This window comes from Pseudomonas sp. Cab53, assembly GCF_018325965.1.
Taxonomy (GTDB): Bacteria; Pseudomonadota; Gammaproteobacteria; order Pseudomonadales; family Pseudomonadaceae; genus Aquipseudomonas; species Aquipseudomonas chlororaphis_E.
Genome location: NZ_AP021902.1, coordinates 5537633 through 5559295, shown reverse-complemented (window position 1 = coordinate 5559295; position 21663 = coordinate 5537633). Strand labels below are relative to the sequence as shown.

General features: G+C 56.4%; 25 protein-coding genes. All 25 read left to right on the top strand.

Annotation, left to right across the window (positions count from 1 at the left end; translation table 11 throughout):
- Positions 1 to 35 precede the first annotated feature (35 nt).
- The 25 genes from rpoB to rpsE all read left to right on the top strand — a co-directional run bounded on the left by rpoB (position 36) and on the right by rpsE (position 21663).
- The gene (gene rpoB / locus KI241_RS24460) at positions 36 to 4109 is read left to right on the top strand and encodes a DNA-directed RNA polymerase subunit beta (RefSeq protein WP_042730528.1); all 4074 of its coding nucleotides are present in this window, start codon (positions 36 to 38) and stop codon (positions 4107 to 4109) included.
- 64 nt (positions 4110 to 4173) lie between these two features.
- Complete coding sequence (gene rpoC, locus KI241_RS24455; RefSeq protein ID WP_042730527.1) at positions 4174 to 8373, top strand: DNA-directed RNA polymerase subunit beta'; 4200 nt, start codon at positions 4174 to 4176, stop codon at positions 8371 to 8373.
- A 216-nt stretch (positions 8374 to 8589) separates the two neighbouring features.
- On the top strand, positions 8590 to 8961 hold the full coding sequence (gene rpsL / locus KI241_RS24450; protein ID WP_003186084.1) for a 30S ribosomal protein S12: 372 nt from the start codon (positions 8590 to 8592) through the stop codon (positions 8959 to 8961).
- A 104-nt stretch (positions 8962 to 9065) separates the two neighbouring features.
- Positions 9066 to 9536 (top strand): 30S ribosomal protein S7, encoded by a 471-nt coding sequence (gene rpsG, locus KI241_RS24445; RefSeq protein ID WP_024776462.1) that lies wholly within the window; start codon positions 9066 to 9068, stop codon positions 9534 to 9536.
- A 30-nt stretch (positions 9537 to 9566) separates the two neighbouring features.
- Positions 9567 to 11672 (top strand): elongation factor G, encoded by a 2106-nt coding sequence (gene fusA, locus KI241_RS24440; RefSeq protein ID WP_212803083.1) that lies wholly within the window; start codon positions 9567 to 9569, stop codon positions 11670 to 11672.
- Between the two features lie 30 nt (positions 11673 to 11702).
- Entirely contained in the window at positions 11703 to 12896 is a 1194-nt protein-coding gene (gene tuf / locus KI241_RS24435; RefSeq protein ID WP_047736380.1) for an elongation factor Tu, read from the top strand.
- Positions 12897 to 13053: 157 nt separating this feature from the next.
- Positions 13054 to 13365, top strand: coding sequence for a 30S ribosomal protein S10 (rpsJ, locus tag KI241_RS24430; RefSeq protein ID WP_003186070.1), 312 nt, complete (start codon positions 13054 to 13056; stop codon positions 13363 to 13365).
- A gap of 80 nt (positions 13366 to 13445) precedes the next feature.
- Entirely contained in the window at positions 13446 to 14081 is a 636-nt protein-coding gene (gene rplC, locus KI241_RS24425; protein WP_003186059.1) for a 50S ribosomal protein L3, read from the top strand.
- Positions 14082 to 14093: 12 nt separating this feature from the next.
- Positions 14094 to 14696, top strand: a complete 603-nt coding sequence (gene rplD, locus KI241_RS24420; protein ID WP_042729622.1) for a 50S ribosomal protein L4 — start codon at positions 14094 to 14096, stop codon at positions 14694 to 14696.
- Positions 14693 to 14992, top strand: a complete 300-nt coding sequence (gene rplW, locus KI241_RS24415) for a 50S ribosomal protein L23 (RefSeq protein ID WP_002555488.1) — start codon at positions 14693 to 14695, stop codon at positions 14990 to 14992. Before rplD ends, rplW begins: the two co-directional genes overlap by 4 nt.
- Positions 14993 to 15006: 14 nt before the next feature.
- Positions 15007 to 15831 carry a 50S ribosomal protein L2 gene (rplB, locus tag KI241_RS24410; RefSeq protein WP_007924198.1) on the top strand — a complete coding sequence of 275 codons (825 nt, stop codon included), beginning with the start codon at positions 15007 to 15009 and terminating at the stop codon, positions 15829 to 15831.
- A gap of 16 nt (positions 15832 to 15847) precedes the next feature.
- The gene (rpsS, locus tag KI241_RS24405) at positions 15848 to 16123 is read left to right on the top strand and encodes a 30S ribosomal protein S19 (RefSeq protein WP_002555486.1); all 276 of its coding nucleotides are present in this window, start codon (positions 15848 to 15850) and stop codon (positions 16121 to 16123) included.
- 11 nt (positions 16124 to 16134) lie between these two features.
- On the top strand, positions 16135 to 16467 hold the full coding sequence (gene rplV, locus KI241_RS24400; RefSeq protein ID WP_003103908.1) for a 50S ribosomal protein L22: 333 nt from the start codon (positions 16135 to 16137) through the stop codon (positions 16465 to 16467).
- A 13-nt stretch (positions 16468 to 16480) separates the two neighbouring features.
- A complete protein-coding gene (rpsC, locus tag KI241_RS24395; RefSeq protein WP_003176422.1) occupies positions 16481 to 17167 on the top strand; it encodes a 30S ribosomal protein S3 in 687 nt (228 codons plus the stop codon).
- Positions 17168 to 17179: 12 nt separating this feature from the next.
- Positions 17180 to 17593, top strand: a complete 414-nt coding sequence (rplP, locus tag KI241_RS24390) for a 50S ribosomal protein L16 (RefSeq protein ID WP_003186052.1) — start codon at positions 17180 to 17182, stop codon at positions 17591 to 17593.
- On the top strand, positions 17593 to 17784 hold the full coding sequence (gene rpmC, locus KI241_RS24385; protein ID WP_002555481.1) for a 50S ribosomal protein L29: 192 nt from the start codon (positions 17593 to 17595) through the stop codon (positions 17782 to 17784). Before rplP ends, rpmC begins: the two co-directional genes overlap by 1 nt.
- Before the next feature lie 2 nt (positions 17785 to 17786).
- Entirely contained in the window at positions 17787 to 18053 is a 267-nt protein-coding gene (gene rpsQ / locus KI241_RS24380; RefSeq protein WP_003194644.1) for a 30S ribosomal protein S17, read from the top strand.
- Between the two features lie 23 nt (positions 18054 to 18076).
- Positions 18077 to 18445 carry a 50S ribosomal protein L14 gene (rplN, locus tag KI241_RS24375; RefSeq protein WP_008089810.1) on the top strand — a complete coding sequence of 123 codons (369 nt, stop codon included), beginning with the start codon at positions 18077 to 18079 and terminating at the stop codon, positions 18443 to 18445.
- Positions 18446 to 18456: 11 nt separating this feature from the next.
- The gene (rplX, locus tag KI241_RS24370; protein ID WP_003186046.1) at positions 18457 to 18771 is read left to right on the top strand and encodes a 50S ribosomal protein L24; all 315 of its coding nucleotides are present in this window, start codon (positions 18457 to 18459) and stop codon (positions 18769 to 18771) included.
- A gap of 20 nt (positions 18772 to 18791) precedes the next feature.
- Positions 18792 to 19331 (top strand): 50S ribosomal protein L5, encoded by a 540-nt coding sequence (gene rplE / locus KI241_RS24365; RefSeq protein WP_003186044.1) that lies wholly within the window; start codon positions 18792 to 18794, stop codon positions 19329 to 19331.
- Positions 19332 to 19344: 13 nt separating this feature from the next.
- Positions 19345 to 19650 (top strand): 30S ribosomal protein S14, encoded by a 306-nt coding sequence (rpsN, locus tag KI241_RS24360; protein ID WP_003186042.1) that lies wholly within the window; start codon positions 19345 to 19347, stop codon positions 19648 to 19650.
- Positions 19651 to 19859: 209 nt separating this feature from the next.
- Positions 19860 to 20252, top strand: a complete 393-nt coding sequence (rpsH, locus tag KI241_RS24355; RefSeq protein ID WP_017848802.1) for a 30S ribosomal protein S8 — start codon at positions 19860 to 19862, stop codon at positions 20250 to 20252.
- A gap of 12 nt (positions 20253 to 20264) precedes the next feature.
- Positions 20265 to 20798: a 50S ribosomal protein L6 gene (gene rplF, locus KI241_RS24350; RefSeq protein WP_024077677.1), complete on the top strand. Its 534-nt coding sequence runs from the start codon at positions 20265 to 20267 to the stop codon at positions 20796 to 20798.
- Between the two features lie 10 nt (positions 20799 to 20808).
- Entirely contained in the window at positions 20809 to 21159 is a 351-nt protein-coding gene (gene rplR / locus KI241_RS24345; RefSeq protein WP_003186037.1) for a 50S ribosomal protein L18, read from the top strand.
- Positions 21160 to 21162: 3 nt separating this feature from the next.
- A complete protein-coding gene (gene rpsE / locus KI241_RS24340) occupies positions 21163 to 21663 on the top strand; it encodes a 30S ribosomal protein S5 (protein ID WP_003186035.1) in 501 nt (166 codons plus the stop codon).

The window sequence follows — 21663 nt, the reverse complement described above, 5'->3', positions numbered from 1 at the left end:
GCCAAACAAGCAGGTGACCAAGCTGGGGAACGCTGATGGCTTACTCATATACTGAGAAAAAACGTATCCGCAAGGACTTTAGCAAGTTGCCGGACGTCATGGATGTGCCGTACCTCCTGGCCATCCAGCTGGATTCGTATCGTGAATTCTTGCAAGCGGGAGCGACTAAAGATCAGTTCCGCGACGTGGGCCTGCATGCGGCCTTCAAATCCGTTTTCCCGATCATCAGCTACTCCGGCAATGCTGCGCTGGAGTACGTCGGTTATCGCCTGGGCGAACCGGCATTTGATGTCAAAGAATGCGTATTGCGCGGTGTAACTTACGCCGTACCTTTGCGGGTAAAAGTGCGCCTGATCATTTTCGACAAAGAATCGTCGAACAAAGCGATCAAGGACATCAAAGAGCAAGAAGTCTACATGGGTGAAATCCCCCTGATGACTGAGAACGGTACCTTCGTAATCAACGGTACCGAGCGTGTAATCGTTTCCCAGCTGCACCGTTCTCCGGGCGTGTTCTTCGACCACGACCGTGGCAAGACGCACAGCTCCGGCAAACTGCTTTACTCCGCGCGCATCATTCCTTACCGCGGTTCGTGGTTGGACTTTGAGTTCGATCCGAAAGACTGCGTCTTCGTGCGTATCGACCGTCGTCGCAAGCTGCCGGCTTCGGTACTGCTGCGCGCGCTCGGCTATACCACCGAGGAAGTGCTGGACGCGTTCTACACCACCAACGTCTTCCACGTGCAGGGTGAAAACCTCAGCCTGGAACTGGTGCCTCAGCGCCTGCGCGGTGAAATCGCGGTCCTGGACATCCAGGACGACAAAGGCAAGGTTATTGTCGAGCAGGGTCGTCGTATCACCGCTCGCCACATCAACCAGCTGGAAAAAGCCGGGATCAAAGAGCTGCAGGTGCCGATGGACTACGTCCTGGGTCGCACCACGGCGAAGGCCATCGTGCATCCGGCTACTGGCGAAATCATTGCAGAGTGCAACACCGAGCTGTCCGTCGAAATCCTGGCGAAAATCGTCAAGGCTCAGGTCGTTCGTATCGAAACCCTGTACACCAACGATATCGACTGCGGTCCGTTCATCTCTGACACGCTGAAGATCGACTCCACCGGCAACCAGCTGGAAGCCCTGGTCGAGATCTATCGCATGATGCGTCCTGGCGAGCCGCCAACCAAGGATGCAGCCGAGACCCTGTTCAACAACCTGTTCTTCAGCCCTGAGCGCTATGATCTGTCTGCGGTCGGCCGGATGAAGTTCAACCGTCGTATCGGTCGTACCGAGATCGAAGGTTCGGGCGTGCTGAACAAGGATGACATCGTTGCGGTCCTCAAGACCCTGGTCGACATCCGTAACGGCAAAGGCATCGTCGATGACATCGACCACCTGGGTAACCGCCGTGTTCGCTGCGTAGGCGAAATGGCCGAGAACCAGTTCCGCGTTGGCCTGGTGCGTGTAGAGCGTGCGGTCAAGGAACGCCTGTCGATGGCTGAAAGCGAAGGCCTGATGCCGCAAGACCTGATCAACGCCAAGCCAGTGGCTGCGGCGGTGAAGGAGTTCTTCGGTTCGAGCCAGCTGTCCCAGTTCATGGACCAGAACAACCCGCTGTCCGAGATCACCCACAAGCGTCGTGTCTCCGCACTCGGCCCAGGTGGTCTGACCCGTGAGCGCGCAGGCTTCGAAGTTCGTGACGTACACCCGACCCACTACGGTCGTGTATGCCCGATCGAGACGCCGGAAGGTCCGAACATCGGTCTGATCAACTCCCTGGCAGCCTATGCGCGCACCAACCAGTACGGCTTCCTCGAGAGCCCGTACCGTGTGGTGAAAGACGCCCTGGTGACCGACGAGATCGTGTTCCTGTCCGCCATCGAAGAGGCCGATCACGTGATCGCCCAGGCTTCGGCCACGATGAACGACAAGAAAGTCCTGGTCGACGAGCTGGTTGCTGTTCGTCACCTGAACGAGTTCACCGTCAAGGCGCCGGAAGACGTCACCTTGATGGACGTGTCGCCCAAGCAGGTTGTTTCGGTGGCTGCGTCGCTGATCCCGTTCCTCGAGCACGACGACGCCAACCGTGCGTTGATGGGTTCGAACATGCAGCGTCAGGCTGTACCGACCCTGCGTGCCGACAAGCCGCTGGTGGGTACCGGCATGGAACGTAACGTTGCTCGCGACTCCGGCGTTTGCGTCGTGGCTCGTCGTGGCGGTGTGATCGATTCCGTCGATGCCAGCCGTATCGTGGTTCGTGTTGCCGATGACGAAGTTGAAACGGGCGAAGCCGGTGTCGACATCTACAACCTGACCAAATACACCCGCTCCAACCAGAACACCTGCATCAACCAGCGTCCGCTGGTCAGCAAGGGTGATCGGGTTCAGCGCAGCGACATCATGGCTGACGGTCCGTCCACCGACATGGGTGAACTGGCGCTGGGCCAGAACATGCGCATCGCGTTCATGGCGTGGAACGGCTTCAACTTCGAAGACTCCATCTGCCTGTCCGAGCGTGTGGTTCAGGAAGACCGCTTCACCACGATCCACATTCAGGAACTGACCTGTGTGGCTCGTGACACCAAGCTTGGCCCAGAAGAAATCACTGCGGACATCCCGAACGTGGGTGAGGCTGCACTGAACAAGCTGGACGAAGCCGGTATCGTTTATGTAGGTGCCGAAGTCGGCGCAGGCGACATCCTGGTGGGCAAGGTCACTCCGAAAGGCGAGACCCAGCTGACGCCGGAAGAAAAACTGCTGCGTGCCATCTTCGGTGAAAAAGCCAGCGACGTGAAGGACACCTCCCTGCGTGTGCCGACTGGCACCAAGGGTACCGTCATCGACGTACAGGTCTTCACTCGCGACGGCGTCGAGCGTGATGCTCGTGCACTGTCCATCGAGAAGACTCAGCTCGACGAGATCCGCAAGGACCTGAACGAAGAGTTCCGTATCGTTGAAGGCGCGACGTTCGAACGTCTGCGTGCTGCGCTGGTTGGCCACAAGGCCGAAGGCGGCGCCGGCCTGAAGAAAGGTCAGGAAATCACCGACGAAGTCCTCGACGGTCTTGAGCACGGCCAGTGGTTCAAACTGCGCATGGCTGAAGACGCTCTGAACGAGCAGCTCGAGAAGGCGCAGGCCTACATCGTTGATCGCCGCCGTCTGCTGGACGACAAGTTCGAAGACAAGAAGCGCAAACTGCAGCAGGGCGATGACCTGGCTCCAGGCGTGCTGAAAATCGTCAAGGTCTACCTGGCAATCCGTCGTCGCATTCAGCCGGGCGACAAGATGGCCGGTCGTCACGGTAACAAAGGTGTGGTCTCGGTGATCATGCCAGTTGAAGACATGCCGCACGATGCCAATGGCACCCCGGTCGATGTGGTCCTCAACCCGTTGGGCGTACCTTCGCGTATGAACGTTGGTCAGATCCTTGAAACCCACCTGGGCCTCGCGGCCAAGGGCCTGGGTGAGAAGATCAACCGTATGGTCGAAGAGCAGCGCAAGGTCGCGGACCTGCGTAAGTTCCTACACGAGATCTACAACGAGATCGGCGGTCGCAACGAAGAGCTGGACACCTTCTCCGACCAGGAAATCCTGGACCTGGCGAAGAACCTGCGCGGCGGCGTTCCAATGGCGACTCCGGTGTTCGACGGTGCCAAGGAAAGCGAAATCAAGGCCATGCTGAAGCTGGCAGACCTGCCGGAAAGCGGCCAGATGCAGCTGTTCGACGGCCGTACCGGCAACAAGTTCGAGCGTCCGGTTACCGTTGGCTACATGTACATGCTGAAGCTGAACCACTTGGTAGACGACAAGATGCACGCTCGTTCTACCGGTTCTTACAGCCTGGTTACCCAGCAGCCGCTGGGTGGTAAGGCGCAGTTCGGTGGTCAGCGTTTCGGGGAGATGGAGGTCTGGGCGCTGGAAGCGTACGGTGCTGCCTACACTCTGCAAGAAATGCTCACAGTGAAGTCGGACGATGTGAACGGCCGGACCAAGATGTACAAAAACATCGTGGACGGCGATCACCGTATGGAGCCGGGCATGCCCGAGTCCTTCAACGTGTTGATCAAGGAAATTCGTTCCCTCGGCATCGATATCGATCTGGAAACCGAATAACACGTGACGCGAATCGAGAGCGGGGCTGTCTGGCCCGCTCTCTGCTCCGCCAGGAGGAAAGGCCTTGAAAGACCTACTGAATTTGCTGAAAAACCAGGGTCAAGTCGAAGAGTTCGACGCCATCCGTATTGGATTGGCCTCGCCTGAGATGATCCGTTCGTGGTCGTTCGGTGAAGTTAAAAAACCGGAAACCATCAACTACCGTACGTTCAAGCCTGAGCGTGACGGCCTGTTCTGCGCCAAGATTTTTGGCCCGGTCAAGGATTACGAGTGCCTGTGCGGTAAGTACAAGCGCTTGAAACACCGTGGCGTGATCTGCGAGAAGTGCGGCGTTGAAGTCGCGCTGGCCAAGGTTCGTCGTGAGCGCATGGCGCACATCGAACTGGCTTCGCCGGTTGCCCACATCTGGTTCCTGAAATCGCTGCCGTCCCGTATCGGCTTGCTGATGGACATGACCCTGCGTGATATCGAACGTGTTCTCTACTTCGAGAGCTATGTCGTGATCGACCCGGGCATGACCACCCTTGAAAAGGGCCAGTTGCTCAACGACGAGCAATATTTCGAAGCGCTGGAAGAGTTCGGTGACGATTTCGATGCCCGCATGGGTGCCGAAGCTGTCCGTGAACTGCTGCACGCGATCGATCTGGAGCACGAGATTGGCCGTCTGCGTGAAGAAATTCCGCAAACCAACTCCGAAACCAAGATCAAGAAGCTGTCCAAGCGCCTGAAGTTGATGGAAGCCTTCCAGGGTTCCGGCAACCTGCCTGAGTGGATGGTGCTGACCGTTCTACCGGTTCTGCCGCCAGACCTGCGTCCGCTGGTTCCGCTCGATGGCGGTCGTTTCGCGACTTCCGACCTCAACGATCTGTATCGTCGAGTGATCAACCGTAACAACCGTTTGAAGCGCCTGCTGGATCTGTCCGCTCCTGACATCATCGTGCGCAACGAAAAGCGCATGCTGCAGGAAGCTGTGGATGCCTTGCTGGATAACGGTCGTCGCGGTCGCGCTATCACCGGTTCGAACAAGCGTCCTCTGAAATCCCTGGCCGACATGATCAAGGGTAAGCAAGGTCGTTTCCGTCAGAACCTGCTCGGTAAGCGTGTTGACTACTCCGGTCGTTCGGTAATTACCGTAGGCCCGACCCTGCGTCTGCACCAGTGCGGTCTGCCGAAGAAGATGGCTCTCGAGCTGTTCAAGCCGTTCATTTTTGGCAAGCTGGAAATGCGTGGTCTGGCGACCACCATCAAGGCCGCCAAGAAGATGGTCGAGCGCGAGCTGCCAGAGGTCTGGGACGTTCTCGCCGAAGTGATTCGCGAACACCCCGTGCTGCTCAACCGTGCACCTACCCTTCACCGTCTGGGCATCCAGGCGTTTGAACCAGTACTGATCGAAGGTAAGGCTATCCAGCTGCACCCGCTGGTCTGTGCTGCGTACAACGCCGACTTCGACGGTGACCAGATGGCCGTGCACGTACCGCTGACGCTGGAAGCCCAGCTTGAAGCGCGTGCGTTGATGATGTCGACCAACAACATCCTGTCGCCAGCCAACGGTGAGCCAATCATCGTGCCGTCGCAGGACGTTGTATTGGGTCTGTACTACATGACGCGTGAAGCGATCAACGCCAAGGGCGAAGGTCGTGTGTTCGCGGATCTGCAGGAAGTTGACCGTGTGTTCCGTGCCGGCGAAGCCGCACTGCATGCCAAGGTCAAGGTGCGGATCAACGAAACCGTGAACGATCGCGATGGCAACAGCGTGACCAACACCCGTATCGTCGACACCACCGTCGGCCGTGCGCTGTTGTTCCAGGTTGTGCCAAAAGGCCTGTCGTTCGATGTCGTCAACCTGCCGATGAAGAAAAAGGCGATCTCCAAGCTGATCAACCAGTGCTACCGCGTGGTTGGCTTGAAGGAAACCGTGATCTTCGCTGACCAGTTGATGTACACCGGTTTTGCCTATTCGACCATTTCCGGCGTTTCCATCGGTGTTAACGACTTCGTTATCCCGGATGAAAAAGCCCGCATCATCGGTACCGCTACCGAGGAAGTGAAAGAGATCGAAAGCCAGTATGCTTCCGGCCTGGTAACCCAGGGCGAGAAGTACAACAAGGTGATCGACCTCTGGTCCAAGGCGAACGACGAAGTTTCCAAGGCGATGATGGCCAACCTCTCGAAAGAGAAAGTCATCGACCGTCATGGCGACGAGGTCGAGCAGGAATCCTTCAACTCGATGTACATGATGGCCGACTCGGGCGCACGGGGTTCTGCTGCGCAGATCCGTCAGCTCGCCGGTATGCGTGGCCTGATGGCCAAGCCGGACGGCTCCATCATCGAGACCCCGATCACCGCGAACTTCCGTGAAGGCCTGAGCGTACTCCAGTACTTCATCTCCACGCACGGTGCTCGTAAGGGTCTTGCGGATACCGCGTTGAAAACGGCGAACTCCGGTTACCTGACACGTCGTCTGGTAGACGTAGCGCAAGACCTGGTGGTGACCGAGATCGATTGCGGCACCGAACATGGCCTGGTCATGACTCCGCACATCGAAGGCGGCGACGTGGTCGAGCCGTTGGGTGAGCGCGTATTGGGTCGTGTCATCGCCCGTGACGTATTCAAGCCAGGTACCGAGGACGTCATCGTTCCTGCCGGCACTCTGGTAGACGAGAAGTGGGTAGAGTTCATCGAGCTGAACAGCATCGATGAAGTGATCGTGCGTTCGCCGATCAGCTGCGAAACCCGCTACGGCATTTGCGCCAAGTGCTACGGCCGCGACCTGGCTCGTGGTCACCAGGTGAACATCGGTGAATCGGTCGGCGTTATCGCGGCCCAGTCCATCGGTGAGCCGGGTACCCAGCTGACCATGCGTACGTTCCACATCGGTGGTGCGGCCAGCCGGACCTCCGCGGCCGACAGCGTACAGGTGAAGAATGGCGGTACTGTCCGCCTGCACAACCTCAAGCACGTTGAGCGTGTGGACGGTCACCTGGTTGCCGTGTCCCGTTCCGGTGAACTGGCGATTGCCGACGACTTCGGTCGTGAGCGCGAGCGCTACAAGCTGCCGTATGGTGCGGTGATTTCGGTCAAGGAAGGTGACAAGGTCGACGCTGGCGCCATCGTGGCCAAGTGGGACCCGCACACTCACCCGATCGTTACCGAAATGAAAGGTACCGTGACCTACGTGGGCATGGAAGAAGGCATCACGATCAAACGTCAGACCGACGAATTGACCGGTATGACCAACATCGAAGTGCTCGATCCGAAAGATCGTCCAGCTGCTGGCAAGGACATCCGTCCTGCCGTGAAGATGGTCGACGACAACGGCAAGGATCTGTTGCTGCCAGGCACTGACGTTATCGCTCAGTACTTCCTGCCAGCCAACGCCCTGGTCGGTGTTGCGGACGGTGCGCGGATCGCGATCGGTGATGTTATCGCCCGTATCCCGCAGGAAACTTCGAAGACCCGCGACATCACCGGTGGTCTGCCGCGTGTTGCCGACTTGTTCGAAGCTCGTCGTCCGAAGGAAGCCTCGATTCTGGCTGAAGTCAGCGGCACCATCGCGTTCGGTAAGGAAACCAAGGGCAAGCGCCGTCTAGTCATTACCCCGAACGACGGCAGCGATCCGTACGAAGAGCTGATTCCGAAGTGGCGTCACCTGAACGTCTTCGAAGGCGAACAGGTCAACCGCGGCGAAGTGATCTCCGACGGTCCGAGCGATCCACACGACATCCTGCGTCTGCTGGGTGTGAGTGCGCTGGCCAAGTACATCGTGAACGAGATCCAGGACGTTTATCGCCTGCAAGGCGTGAAGATCAACGACAAACACATCGAGACCATCCTGCGTCAGATGCTGCGTAAAGTTGAGATCTCCGAGTCCGGCGATTCCAGTTTCATCAAGGGCGACCAGATGGAACTGACTCACGTACTGGTAGAGAACGAGCGTCTGAGCACGGAAGACAAGTTTGTCGCCAAGTTCACCCGCGTTCTGTTGGGTATCACCAAGGCGTCGTTGTCCACCGAATCGTTCATCTCGGCGGCTTCCTTCCAGGAAACCACTCGCGTACTGACCGAAGCGGCGGTAACCGGCAAGCGCGATTACCTGCGCGGCCTGAAAGAAAACGTGGTCGTGGGTCGTCTGATCCCGGCCGGTACCGGTTTGGCCTATCACAGCGAGCGTAAGCGTCGCCGTGATGCAGACAAGCCGTTGCGCGTAAGCGCCAGTGAAGTGGAAGCTGCACTGACCGAAGCGCTGAACTCGAGCGGTAACTGAGTTCTGCGGTAATTGAGTGCCGGGCCCTGGTCGCCCCGTTCGGCGGATCAAGACAAATTGTCGAGATCCGGCGGGCGGGGAGGTCGGGGCCTTGCCTTGACTGGGGACAAGATCCTCTTTAGACTCTTGATCCCCTAAATTTGGCGGGAATTCGTTCCTGCCATTTTGCTTTTCTTGCAAGACAATAGCGTCGCAAGACAACAGTGGAGCTAGTAGATGGCAACTATCAACCAGCTGGTACGTCAGCCGCGTAAGCGTATCGTCGAGAAATCCGACGTACCTGCGCTGCAGAACTGCCCGCAACGTCGTGGCGTATGCACCCGCGTGTATACCACTACGCCGAAAAAACCTAACTCGGCACTGCGTAAAGTATGCCGTGTGCGCCTGACCAACGGTTTCGAGGTTTCCTCGTACATCGGTGGTGAAGGCCACAACCTGCAAGAGCACAGCGTGGTACTGATCCGCGGCGGTCGTGTAAAAGACTTGCCAGGTGTTCGTTACCACACCGTTCGCGGTTCTTTGGATACTTCCGGCGTTAAAGGTCGTAACCAGGGTCGTTCGAAATACGGTACCAAGCGTCCGAAATAATCGGCCGTTTTTTGCAGTTTTTAATTTTATTGAGTCGATAAGAGTAAGGTCGGGCACGCGTCAGCTGTCCCGGGCTAACCTGAAGACCGTTTGAGGGCTTATCAATGCCAAGACGTCGCGTAGCAGCCAAGCGTGAGATTCTGGACGATCCGAAATACGGAAGCCAGATCCTCGCCAAGTTCATGAACCACGTAATGGAAAGCGGCAAGAAAGCCGTTGCCGAGCGTATCGTTTATGGCGCGCTGGAAAAAGTTAAAGAGCGTAAGAACTCCGATCCCCTGGAACTCTTCGAAAAAGCACTCGACGCCATCGCTCCGCTGGTCGAAGTGAAGTCGCGCCGCGTAGGCGGTGCTACCTACCAGGTTCCGGTTGAAGTTCGTCCGTCCCGTCGTAACGCTCTGGCCATGCGCTGGCTCGTAGACTTCGCCCGCAAGCGCGGCGAGAAGTCCATGGCTCTGCGTTTGGCTGGTGAACTGTTGGACGCTGCTGAAGGTAAAGGTGCTGCAGTTAAGAAGCGTGAAGACGTGCACCGTATGGCTGAAGCCAACAAGGCTTTCTCGCACTACCGCTTCTAATTTTAGCGTCACTCAATTTGCGAGGGCTTTATGGCTCGTACTACACCGATTAACCGCTACCGTAACATCGGTATCGTCGCTCACGTGGATGCTGGTAAAACCACCACCACCGAGCGCGTCCTTTTTTACACCGGCAAAAGTCACAAAATGGGCGAGGTGCATGACGGCGCCGCGACCACAGACTGGATGGTGCAGGAGCAGGAGCGTGGTATTACCATTACTTCTGCTGCCATCACCGCCTTCTGGAAAGGTTCCGAGAAGCAGTACCCACACGAGCATCGCTTCAACGTCATCGATACCCCGGGCCACGTAGACTTCACCATTGAAGTTGAGCGTTCCCTGCGTGTACTCGACGGCGCGGTCGTTGTGTTCTGCGGTACTTCGGGTGTTGAACCTCAGTCGGAAACCGTATGGCGTCAGGCCAACAAATACGGCGTTCCACGTCTTGTTTACGTAAACAAGATGGACCGTGCTGGTGCCAACTTCCTGCGCGTGATCGGTCAGATCAAGCAGCGTCTGGGTCACACTCCGGTGCCTATCCAGCTCGCTATCGGTTCGGAAGACAACTTCCAGGGCCAGATCGACCTGATCAATATGCAAGCGGTTTACTGGAATGACTCCGACAAGGGCATGGTCCCTGTTCGCAAGGACATCCCGGCCGAGCTGTTGGCAGAAGCCGAGCAGTGGCGCAGCAACATGGTCGAGGCTGCGGCCGAAGCCAATGAAGAGCTGATGAACAAGTACCTCGAGGGCGAAGAGCTCACCATCGAGGAAATCAAGGCCGCTCTGCGTCAGCGTACTATCGCTGGTGAGATCGTCCTGGCTGTTTGCGGTTCTTCCTTCAAGAACAAGGGCGTTCCCCTGGTTCTCGACGCTGTTATCGACTTCCTGCCTGCTCCAACCGACATTCCTGCTATCAAGGGCTCCAACCCTGATAACGAGGAAGAGGAAATGGAGCGTCACGCAAGCGACGACGAGCCGTTCGCGGCCCTGGCGTTCAAGATCGCTACCGACCCATTCGTGGGTACCTTGACCTTCGTTCGAGTTTACTCGGGCGTGTTGGCCTCCGGCGACGGCGTGATCAACTCTGTAAAAGGCAAGAAAGAGCGCGTGGGTCGTATGGTGCAAATGCACGCAAACGCCCGTGAAGAAATCAAGGAAGTACGCGCTGGCGACATCGCGGCCTTGATCGGCATGAAGGACGTCACCACTGGTGAGACTTTGTGCAACGCTGACAAGCCAATCATCCTGGTTCGCATGGACTTCCCGGAGCCGGTTATTTCGGTTGCCGTTGAGCCAAAAACCAAGGATGACCAGGAAAAAATGGGTATCGCTCTGGGCAAGCTTGCTCAGGAAGACCCGTCTTTCCGCGTCAAGACTGATGAAGAGACTGGTCAAACGATCATCTCCGGCATGGGCGAGCTGCACCTGGACATCCTGGTTGACCGGATGCGCCGTGAGTTCAACGTCGAAGCCAACATCGGTAAACCTCAGGTCTCCTATCGTGAGCGCATCACGAAGAGCTGTGAGATCGAAGGCAAGTTCGTTCGTCAGTCCGGCGGTCGTGGTCAGTTCGGCCACTGCTGGATCCGTTTTGCTCCTGCTGACGAAGGTCAGGAAGGTCTGCAATTCCTGAACGAAGTCGTGGGCGGTGTGGTTCCTAAGGAATACATCCCGGCGATCCAGAAGGGTATCGAAGAGCAGATGAAGAACGGCGTTGTTGCCGGCTATCCGCTGATCGGCCTGAAGGCGACCGTGTTCGACGGTTCTTACCACGACGTCGACTCCAACGAGATGGCGTTCAAGGTGGCTGCTTCCATGGCGACCAAGCAACTGGCCCAGAAGGGCGGTGGTGAGTTGCTCGAGCCGATCATGGCCGTTGAAGTCGTTACGCCTGAAGACTACATGGGTGATGTCATGGGCGACCTTAACCGTCGTCGCGGCATGATTCTGGGTATGGAAGATACGGTTTCCGGCAAGGTCATTCGCGCCGAGGTTCCGTTGGGTGAAATGTTCGGTTACGCAACCGACGTTCGTTCCATGTCTCAGGGTCGCGCAAGCTACTCCATGGAATTCAAAAAATACAATACAGCTCCGTCGCATATCGTCGAAACTGTTACCAAAAAGCAAGGCTGATTCAGCCCTTTAAGCTAGGAGTTAATTGTCGTGGCTAAAGAAAAATTTGAACGGAACAAACCGCACGTCAACGTTGGCACCATCGGCCACGTTGACCACGGTAAAACCACTCTGACCGCTGCTCTGACCCGTGTCTGCTCCGAAGTTTTCGGTTCGGCCAAGGTTGACTTCGACAAGATCGACAGCGCCCCGGAAGAGAAAGCTCGCGGTATCACCATCAACACCGCTCACGTTGAATACGATTCGTCCGTGCGTCACTACGCACACGTTGACTGCCCAGGTCACGCCGACTACGTAAAAAACATGATCACCGGTGCTGCCCAGATGGACGGCGCGATCCTGGTTTGCTCGGCCGCCGATGGTCCGATGCCACAAACCCGTGAGCACATCCTGCTGTCCCGTCAGGTAGGCGTTCCGTACATCGTTGTCTTCCTGAACAAGGCTGACATGGTTGACGACGCTGAGCTGCTGGAACTGGTTGAGATGGAAGTGCGCGACCTGCTGAGCACTTACGACTTCCCAGGTGATGACACTCCAATCATCATCGGTTCGGCTCTGATGGCCCTGAACGGCCAAGACGACAACGAAATGGGCACCAGCGCTGTGAAGAAGCTGGTTGAAACTCTGGACAGCTACATCCCAGAGCCAGAGCGTGCTATCGACAAGCCGTTCCTGATGCCAATCGAAGACGTCTTCTCGATCTCCGGTCGCGGTACTGTTGTGACTGGTCGTGTTGAGCGTGGCATCGTCCGTATCCAGGAAGAAGTTGAGATCGTCGGTCTGCGCGACACTCAGAAAACTACCTGCACCGGCGTTGAAATGTTCCGCAAGCTGCTCGACGAAGGTCGTGCTGGCGAGAACTGCGGCGTGCTGCTGCGCGGCACCAAGCGTGACGACGTTGAGCGTGGCCAGGTTCTGGTCAAGCCAGGCACCGTCAAGCCGCACACCAAGTTCACCGCAGAAGTTTACGTTCTGAGCAAGGAAGAAGGCGGTCGTCATACTCCGTTCTTCAAAGGCTACCGTCCACAGTTCTACTTCCGTACCACTGACGTGACTGGTAACTGCGAGCTGCCAGAAGGCGTTGAAATGGTAATGCCAGGTGACAACATCCAGATGACTGTCACTCTGATCAAGACCATCGCGATGGAAGACGGTCTGCGTTTCGCTATCCGTGAAGGCGGTCGTACCGTCGGCGCTGGCGTCGTAGCCAAAGTCATCGAATAAGTCTCTTTTATAGAGTCGACTCGATGAGTGAAAAAGCCCCCGCTTAGCGGGGGCTTTTTTATTGGGTTGACACCTATCAGGGGCGTCTATAGAATTGCGCCTCCTTTTAACGGGCGTATTGCGCCCGGTGGGAATAGCAGCCGGAGTCTGAAATCCAATGCAAAATCAGCAAATCCGTATCAGGTTGAAGGCTTTTGACCATCGCCTGATCGACCAATCCACCCAGGAAATCGTGGAAACCGCGAAACGTACTGGTGCTCAAGTGCGTGGTCCAATTCCACTGCCTACCCGTAAAGAGCGGTTCACCGTTCTGGTCTCCCCGCACGTCAACAAAGACGCGCGTGACCAGTACGAGATCCGTACTCATAAGCGCGTACTGGATATCGTCCAGCCAACGGATAAAACCGTTGATGCACTTATGAAGCTTGATCTTGCGGCCGGTGTGGAAGTGCAGATCAGCCTCGGCTAAGACTCGGTCTTGGTCGTGTAACGCTCTGAAATGGGCGGCCATAGCGGGTGAAAGCCCCGTACACTCATGAGGTTTACAACATGACTATTGGTGTAGTCGGTCGTAAATGCGGTATGACCCGTATTTTCACCGAAGAAGGTGTCTCCATTCCGGTCACGGTCATTGAGATCGAGCCGAATCGCGTCACCCAGTTCAAAACTGAAGAGACCGATGGCTATCGTGCAGTGCAAGTCACTGTCGGCGAGCGTCGTGCTTCGCGTGTAACAGCTGCTCAAGCTGGCCACTTCGCCAAGGCGAACGTTGCCGCTGGTCGTACCGTAATGGAATTCCGCCTTGAAGAAGGCGAGTACCAGGCCGGCGATCTGATCAACGCTGAAATCTTCGCTGCTGGTCAACTGGTTGATGTAACCGGTCAGTCCAAAGGTAAAGGCTTCCAGGGTACGATCAAGCGTTGGAACTTCCGCGGGCAAGATAACACCCACGGTAACTCCGTATCCCACCGCGTTCCAGGCTCTATCGGCCAGTGCCAGACTCCTGGTCGTGTATTCAAGGGCAAGAAAATGTCCGGTCATATGGGCGCCGAGCGCGTGACCGTGCAGTCCCTCGAAGTAGTGCGCGTGGACGCTGAACGCAATCTGTTGTTGGTCAAGGGCGCTGTTCCTGGCGCTACTGGCGGCAACTTGGTTGTACGTCCAGCAGCCAAGGCTCGCGGTTAAGGGGAAGCTGACATGCAATTAAATGTAAATGACGCTCAAGCGATCGAAGTTTCCGAACTGACATTTGGCGGCGAATTCAACGAGACGCTGGTTCACCAAGCAGTCGTGGCCTACATGGCTGGCGGCCGTCAAGGTAGCAAGCAGCAAAAGACCCGTTCCGACGTTTCCGGTGGCGGCAAGCGCCCATGGCGTCAGAAAGGCACTGGCCGTGCTCGTGCCGGTACTATCCGTAGCCCAATCTGGCGTGGCGGCGGTACCACTTTCGCAGCTCGTCCTCAGGATCACTCCCAGAAGCTGAACAAGAAGATGTATCGCGCAGCAATGCGTTCCATCCTTGCTGAGCTGGTGCGTACTGATCGTCTGGTCGTGGTTCAGGACTTCGCTGTTGAAGCACCGAAAACCAAAGATCTGCTGAACAAGCTGAACGGCATGGGCCTGACTGACGTCCTGATCGTGTCTGACTCTGTTGATCAGAACCTGTACCTGGCTGCTCGCAACCTGCCGCACGTCGATGTTCGTGACGTCCAAGGTTCCGATCCGGTCAGTCTGATCGCATACGACAAGGTGTTGATCACCGTGTCGGCCGTGAAGAAATTCGAGGAGCTGCTGGGATGAACCAGGAACGCGTATTTAAAGTTCTGCTTGGCCCGCACGTTTCCGAGAAGGCTACGGTTCTGGCAGACAAGAAAGGCCAGTTCGTTTTCAAGGTTGCTACCGACGCAACCAAGCTGGAAATCAAGAAGGCCGTCGAAAGCCTGTTCAGCGTGAAAGTAGAGCGCGTGACTACCCTGAATGTTCTGGGTAAGAGCAAGCGCACTGCTCGCGGTCTGGGCAAGCGTAATGACTGGAAGAAGGCAGTTATCTCCCTTCAGCCAGGCCAAGATCTCGATTTCAGCAGCAGTGCTGAGTAAGGAAGGGGTGCATCATGGCAATCGTTAAATGCAAACCGACTTCCCCTGGCCGCCGTTTTGTGGTCAAGGTGGTCAACCAGGAGCTGCATAAAGGCGCTCCTCACGCACCGCTGCTCGAGAAAAAATCGAAGTCTGGTGGTCGTAACAACAATGGCCGCATCACTACACGTCACGTGGGTGGCGGTCATAAGCAGCATTATCGTCTGGTCGACTTCCGTCGCAACGACAAGGATGGCATCGCTGCCACCGTCGAGCGCATCGAATACGATCCAAACCGTACTGCTCACATCGCTCTGCTGCTGTACGCAGATGGCGAGCGTCGCTACATCATCGCCCCTAAAGGCGTGAGCGCTGGCGACCAGCTGATCGCAGGTGCCCTGGCGCCGATCAAGCCGGGCAACGCTCTGCAACTGCGCAACATTCCAGTTGGTAGCACCGTACACGGCATCGAATTGAAGCCAGGTAAAGGCGCGCAAATCGCTCGTTCCGCTGGTGCTTCGGCTCAGCTGATCGCTCGTGAAGGTGTCTACGTGACCCTGCGTCTGCGTTCTGGTGAGATGCGTAAAGTCCTGGCTGAATGCCGTGCGACCCTGGGCGAAGTCTCGAACTCCGAGCACAGCCTGCGTTCGCTGGGTAAAGCTGGTGCCAAGCGCTGGCGTGGCGTTCGCCCAACCGTTCGTGGTGTTGCCATGAACCCGGTTGACCACCCACATGGTGGTGGTGAAGGTCGTACCTCTGGTGGTCGTCATCCGGTATCGCCGTGGGGCTTCCCGACTAAGGGCGCGAAGACTCGTGGTAATAAGCGTACCGACAAAATGATCGTCCGTCGTCGCAAGTAAATAGAGGGATACGACAGTGCCACGTTCTCTGAAAAAAGGTCCTTTTATTGATCTTCACCTACTGAAGAAGATCGAAGTGGCGGCGGAAAAGAACGATCGCAAACCAGTTAAGACCTGGTCGCGTCGCTCGATGATCCTGCCACAAATGGTCGGTCTGACCATCGCTGTACACAACGGTCGCCAGCACGTCCCAGTTCTCGTGAACGAAGACATGGTCGGCCACAAACTGGGCGAGTTCGCCGGTACCCGCACATACCGTGGGCACGTGGCTGACAAGAAAGCCAAGCGTTAAGGGGTAAGGAAATGGAAGTAGCCGCTAAGTTGTCGGGCGCTCGAATCTCCGCCCAGAAAGCCCGCTTGGTCGCCGACCAGATCCGCGGGAAGAAGGTGGGCGAAGCGCTCAACCTGTTGGCTTTCAGCAGTAAGAAAGCCGCCGAGATCATGAAAAAAGTGCTGGAGTCGGCCGTAGCCAACGCCGAGCATAACGAAGGCGCAGACGTTGATGACCTGAAGGTCAGCACCGTTTTCGTCAACGAAGGGCGTTCGCTGAAGCGCATCATGCCACGTGCCAAAGGCCGTGCTGATCGCATCGTCAAGCGGTCTTGCCATATCACTGTCAAGGTTGCTGACAAGTAACGGAGTCGAAGAGATGGGTCAGAAAGTACATCCCATTGGCATTCGCCTGGGAATCGTCAAGGAGCACACCTCCGTCTGGTACGCAGACGGTCGGACTTATGCGGACTACTTGTTCGCTGATCTGAAGGTGCGTGAGTATCTCCAAGACAAACTAAAAAGCGCGTCCGTAAGCCGTATCGATATCCATCGTCCGGCTCAGACTGCACGTATCACCATCCACACCGCTCGCCCAGGTATCGTTATCGGGAAGAAAGGTGAAGATGTTGAGAAACTGCGTCAGGACCTGACCAAGCAAATGGGTGTGCCTGTGCACATCAATATCGAAGAGATCCGCAAGCCGGAGCTCGACGGTATGCTGGTTGCGCAGAGCGTAGCTCAGCAGCTGGAGCGTCGCGTCATGTTCCGTCGCGCTATGAAGCGCGCTGTACAGAACGCCATGCGCATTGGTGCCAAAGGCATCAAAATCCAAGTGAGCGGTCGTCTCGGCGGTGCTGAAATCGCACGTACTGAATGGTATCGCGAAGGTCGTGTGCCACTGCACACCCTGCGTGCCGACATCGACTATGCCAACTACGAAGCTCACACCACCTACGGTGTGATCGGTGTAAAGGTTTGGATCTTCAAAGGCGAAGTAATCGGTGGTCGCCAAGAAGAACTGAAGCCACAAGCACCAGCGCCTCGTAAAAAAGCTGCTAAGTAAGGGGTACGCCAAATGTTGCAACCAAAGCGTACGAAGTTCCGCAAGCAAATGACCGGTCACAACCGTGGTCTGGCATTGCGCGGTAGCAAAGTCAGCTTCGGCGAGTTCGCGCTGAAGTCTGTTGCTCGTGGTCGTCTCACCGCTCGTCAGATCGAGTCAGCGCGTCGTGCTCTGACCCGTCACGTAAAACGTGGCGGCAAGATCTGGATCCGTGTGTTCCCGGACAAGCCTGTCACCAAGAAGCCACTCGAAGTTCGGATGGGTAAAGGTAAGGGTAACGTGGAATACTGGGTTGCCCAGATTCAGCCAGGCAAAGTCCTGTATGAAATCGAGGGTGTTTCTGAAGAGCTGGCGCGTGAGGCTTTCGCCCTGGCTGCTGCAAAGCTGCCGCTCGCCACCTCCTTTGTTAAACGGACGGTGATGTGATGAAAGCGAATGAACTTCGTGAAAAATCCGCACAGCAGCTGAACGAGCAACTGCTCGGCCTGCTGCGCGACCAGTTCAATCTGCGTATGCAGAAAGCAACTGGCCAGTTGGGGCAGTCTCATCTGCTCTCGCAAGTTAAGCGTGACATCGCTCGCGTGAAAACTGTGCTCAACCAGCAGGCAGGTAAGTGATCATGGCTGAAGCCGAAAAAACTGTCCGTACGCTGACTGGCCGTGTTGTCAGCGACAAGATGGACAAAACCATCACCGTTCTGATCGAGCGTCGCGTGAAGCACCCGATCTACGGTAAATACGTTAAGCGTTCGACTAAGCTGCACGCGCACGACGAAACCAATCAGTGCCACATCGGCGACAAGGTCACTATTCGTGAAACTCGTCCGATGGCCAAGACCAAGTCTTGGGCGCTGGTTGATGTTCTCGAACGCGCTGTGGAAGTCTAAGGGCTAGGGGTCGGAGAAATTATATGATTCAGACTCAATCCATGCTCGATGTGGCCGATAACAGCGGCGCTCGCCGCGTTATGTGCATCAAGGTGCTGGGTGGCTCCCATCGTCGTTACGCTGGTATCGGTGACATCATCAAAGTTACCGTCAAGGAAGCAATTCCTCGCGGTAAGGTGAAGAAAGGCCAAGTGATGACTGCTGTCGTAGTCCGCACTCGCCATGGCGTTCGTCGTGCTGACGGCTCCATCATCCGCTTTGATGGCAACGCTGCTGTTCTGTTGAACACCAAGCAAGAGCCGATCGGCACCCGTATCTTTGGGCCAGTGACCCGTGAACTTCGTACCGAGAAGTTCATGAAGATCGTCTCGCTCGCCCCAGAAGTGCTGTAAGGAGATCCGACATGCAAAAGATTCGTCGTGACGACGAGATCATCGTGATCGCCGGCAAAGACAAAGGTAAGCGCGGTAAGGTGCTGAAGGTTCTTGCTGACAACCGTCTGGTTGTAGGTGGTCTGAACCTGGTCAAGCGTCATACCAAGCCTAACCCGATGTCGGGCGTACAGGGCGGTATCGTCGAGAAAGAAGCGCCACTGCACGCTTCCAACGTCGCCATCTTCAACGGCGAAACCAACAAGGCTGACCGCGTTGGTTTCAAAGTAGAAGACGGTAAGAAAATTCGTGTCTTCAAGTCGACCCAAAAAGCGGTTGATGCTTGAACACTGCTAGGTAGAAGACCATGGCACGACTAAAAGAGATTTACCGGAAGGAAATCGCACCGAAACTTAAGGAAGAACTTAAGCTTTCGAACGTGATGGAAGTTCCGCGCGTTACCAAAATCACCCTGAACATGGGTCTGGGCGAAGCGATCGGCGACAAAAAAGTCATCGAGCACGCTGTTGCCGACCTGGAAAAGATCACCGGTCAGAAAGTCGTTGTGACTTACGCTCGGAAATCCATCGCTGGCTTCAAAGTCCGTGAAGGTTGGCCGATCGGCGTCAAAGTGACCCTGCGCCGTGAGCGTATGTACGAGTTCCTGGATCGTCTGCTGTCGATCTCCCTGCCTCGGGTTCGCGACTTCCGCGGCCTGAATGCCAAGTCCTTCGATGGTCGTGGCAACTACAGCATGGGCGTAAAAGAGCAGATCATTTTCCCGGAAATCGATTACGACAAGATCGACGCTCTCCGCGGTCTGGACATTACCCTGACCACCACTGCTCGGACGGATGACGAAGGTCGCGCACTGCTGCGCGCTTTCAAATTCCCGTTCCGCAACTGATTGGAGTAGGAAAATGGCCAAGAAGAGCATGAAGAACCGTGAGCTGAAGCGTCAGCTCACCGTTGCCAAGTACGCCACCAAGCGTGCAGCGCTGAAAGCGATCATCGTTGATCTGAACGCAAGTCCAGAAGCACGTTGGGAAGCTACCGTAGCCCTGCAGAAGCAGCCACGTGACGCCAGCGCCTCGCGCATGCGTAACCGCTGCCGCCTGACTGGTCGTCCGCACGGCGTGTACCGCAAGTTCGGCCTTGGCCGTAACATGCTGCGTCAAGCTGCAATGCGTGGTGACGTTCCAGGTCTGGTTAAAGCCAGCTGGTAAGCACTGTCAAAGTCTCGGTGTTCGGCGTCTCAGGATCCTGACCACCGGTGGCCTTGAATCTGGATCAAGCCCCTTTTGGGGCTTGATTCATTTCTGGGGTGTGTCTAGAATACCCGGCTCGCCTGAGCCCGTGTTTTTCATGCCCGGAGTTTCTCGGCGACAAGTAGTAGCCGCAAGGCTAATTTTTTTGCATTAGGAGCGTCTAGCCCATGAGTATGCAGGACCCGTTAGCGGACATGCTAACTCGAATCCGTAATGCCCAGATGGCTGAAAAGTCCGTCGTCAGCATGCCGTCTTCCACGTTGAAGGTGGCTGTAGCAAAAGTCCTGAAGGACGAAGGTTACATCGCGGGTTATCAGATCAGCAGCGAAATCAAGCCTCTGCTGTCCATCGAGCTGAAATACTTCGAAGGCCGTCCGGTCATCGAGGAAGTGAAGCGCGTTAGCCGTCCAGGCCTGCGTCAGTACAAGTCCGTTGAGGATCTGCCGAAAGTTCGCGGCGGCCTGGGCGTGTCTATCGTCTCCACCAACAAGGGTGTGATGACTGATCGTGCTGCGCGCGCTGCCGGTGTCGGCGGCGAAGTTCTTTGCACTGTGTTCTAAGGGGGGATAAGCATGTCTCGCGTCGCTAAGAACCCCGTTAAGCTGCCAGCCGGTGTCGAAGTCAAATTCGCAGGCCAACAGCTTTCGGTGAAGGGTGCCAAGGGCACTCTTGAACTGAACATCCATTCGTCCGTTGAGATCGTTGAAGAAGCCGGTGAGCTGCGTTTCGCTGCTCGCAATGGCGATCAACAGACTCGCGCAATGGCTGGTACCACTCGTGCGTTGGTAAACAACATGGTCCAAGGCGTAAGCCAAGGCTTCGAGCGCAAGCTCCAGCTGGTCGGTGTTGGTTACAAAGCGCAAGCAAAAGGCTCGGTTCTGAACCTGGCTCTTGGCTTCTCGCACCCAGTGGATTACGAACTGCCGGAAGGCATCACCGCTGAGACTCCTAGCCAGACCGATATCCTGATCAAGGGCATCGACAAGCAGCTGGTAGGTCAAGTGGCCGCCGAGATCCGCGACTTCCGTCCACCAGAGCCGTACAAAGGCAAAGGTGTGCGCTACGCGGACGAAGTCGTCCGTCGTAAAGAAGCCAAGAAGAAGTAGGGCATAGCAAATGACCGACAAAAAAGTTACTCGACTGCGTCGCGCTCGCAAAGCACGCCTGAAAATGCACGAACTCGAAGTCGTGCGTCTCTGCGTGTTCCGCTCTTCGCAGCACATCTACGCCCAGGTCATTTCGGCCGACGGCAACAAGGTCCTGGCAAGTGCCTCGACTTTGGATAAAGAACTGCGTGATGGCGCCACTGGCAACATCGACGCGGCCACTAAGGTTGGCCAGCTGGTCGCTACGCGTGCTAAAGCCGCTGGCGTCTCGCAGGTGGCTTTCGACCGCTCTGGCTTCAAGTACCACGGCCGCGTCAAGGCGCTGGCTGATGCTGCTCGTGAAGCTGGGCTGGAGTTCTAAGTTATGTCAAATAACGACCAAAAGCGCGACGAAGGCTACATCGAGAAGCTGGTTCAAGTTAACCGCGTAGCCAAAACCGTTAAAGGCGGCCGTATCTTCACCTTCACCGCGTTGACCGTGGTAGGTGATGGTAAAGGCCGTGTTGGCTTCGGCCGTGGCAAGTCGCGTGAAGTGCCTGCTGCGATCCAGAAGGCGATGGAAGCTGCTCGCCGCAACATGATCCAGGTTGATCTGAACGGCACCACCCTGCAGTACGCAATGAAGTCTGCCCATGGCGCTTCGAAGGTGTACATGCAGCCTGCTTCTGAAGGTACCGGTATCATCGCTGGCGGCGCTATGCGTGCTGTCCTCGAAGTTGCTGGCGTTCAGAACGTTCTGGCCAAGTGCTACGGCTCGACAAACCCAGTAAACGTGGTTCACGCCACTTTCAAGGGTCTGAAGGCTATGCAGTCTCCTGAATCCATTGCCGCCAAGCGTGGCAAAAGCGTCAAGGAGATCTTCTGA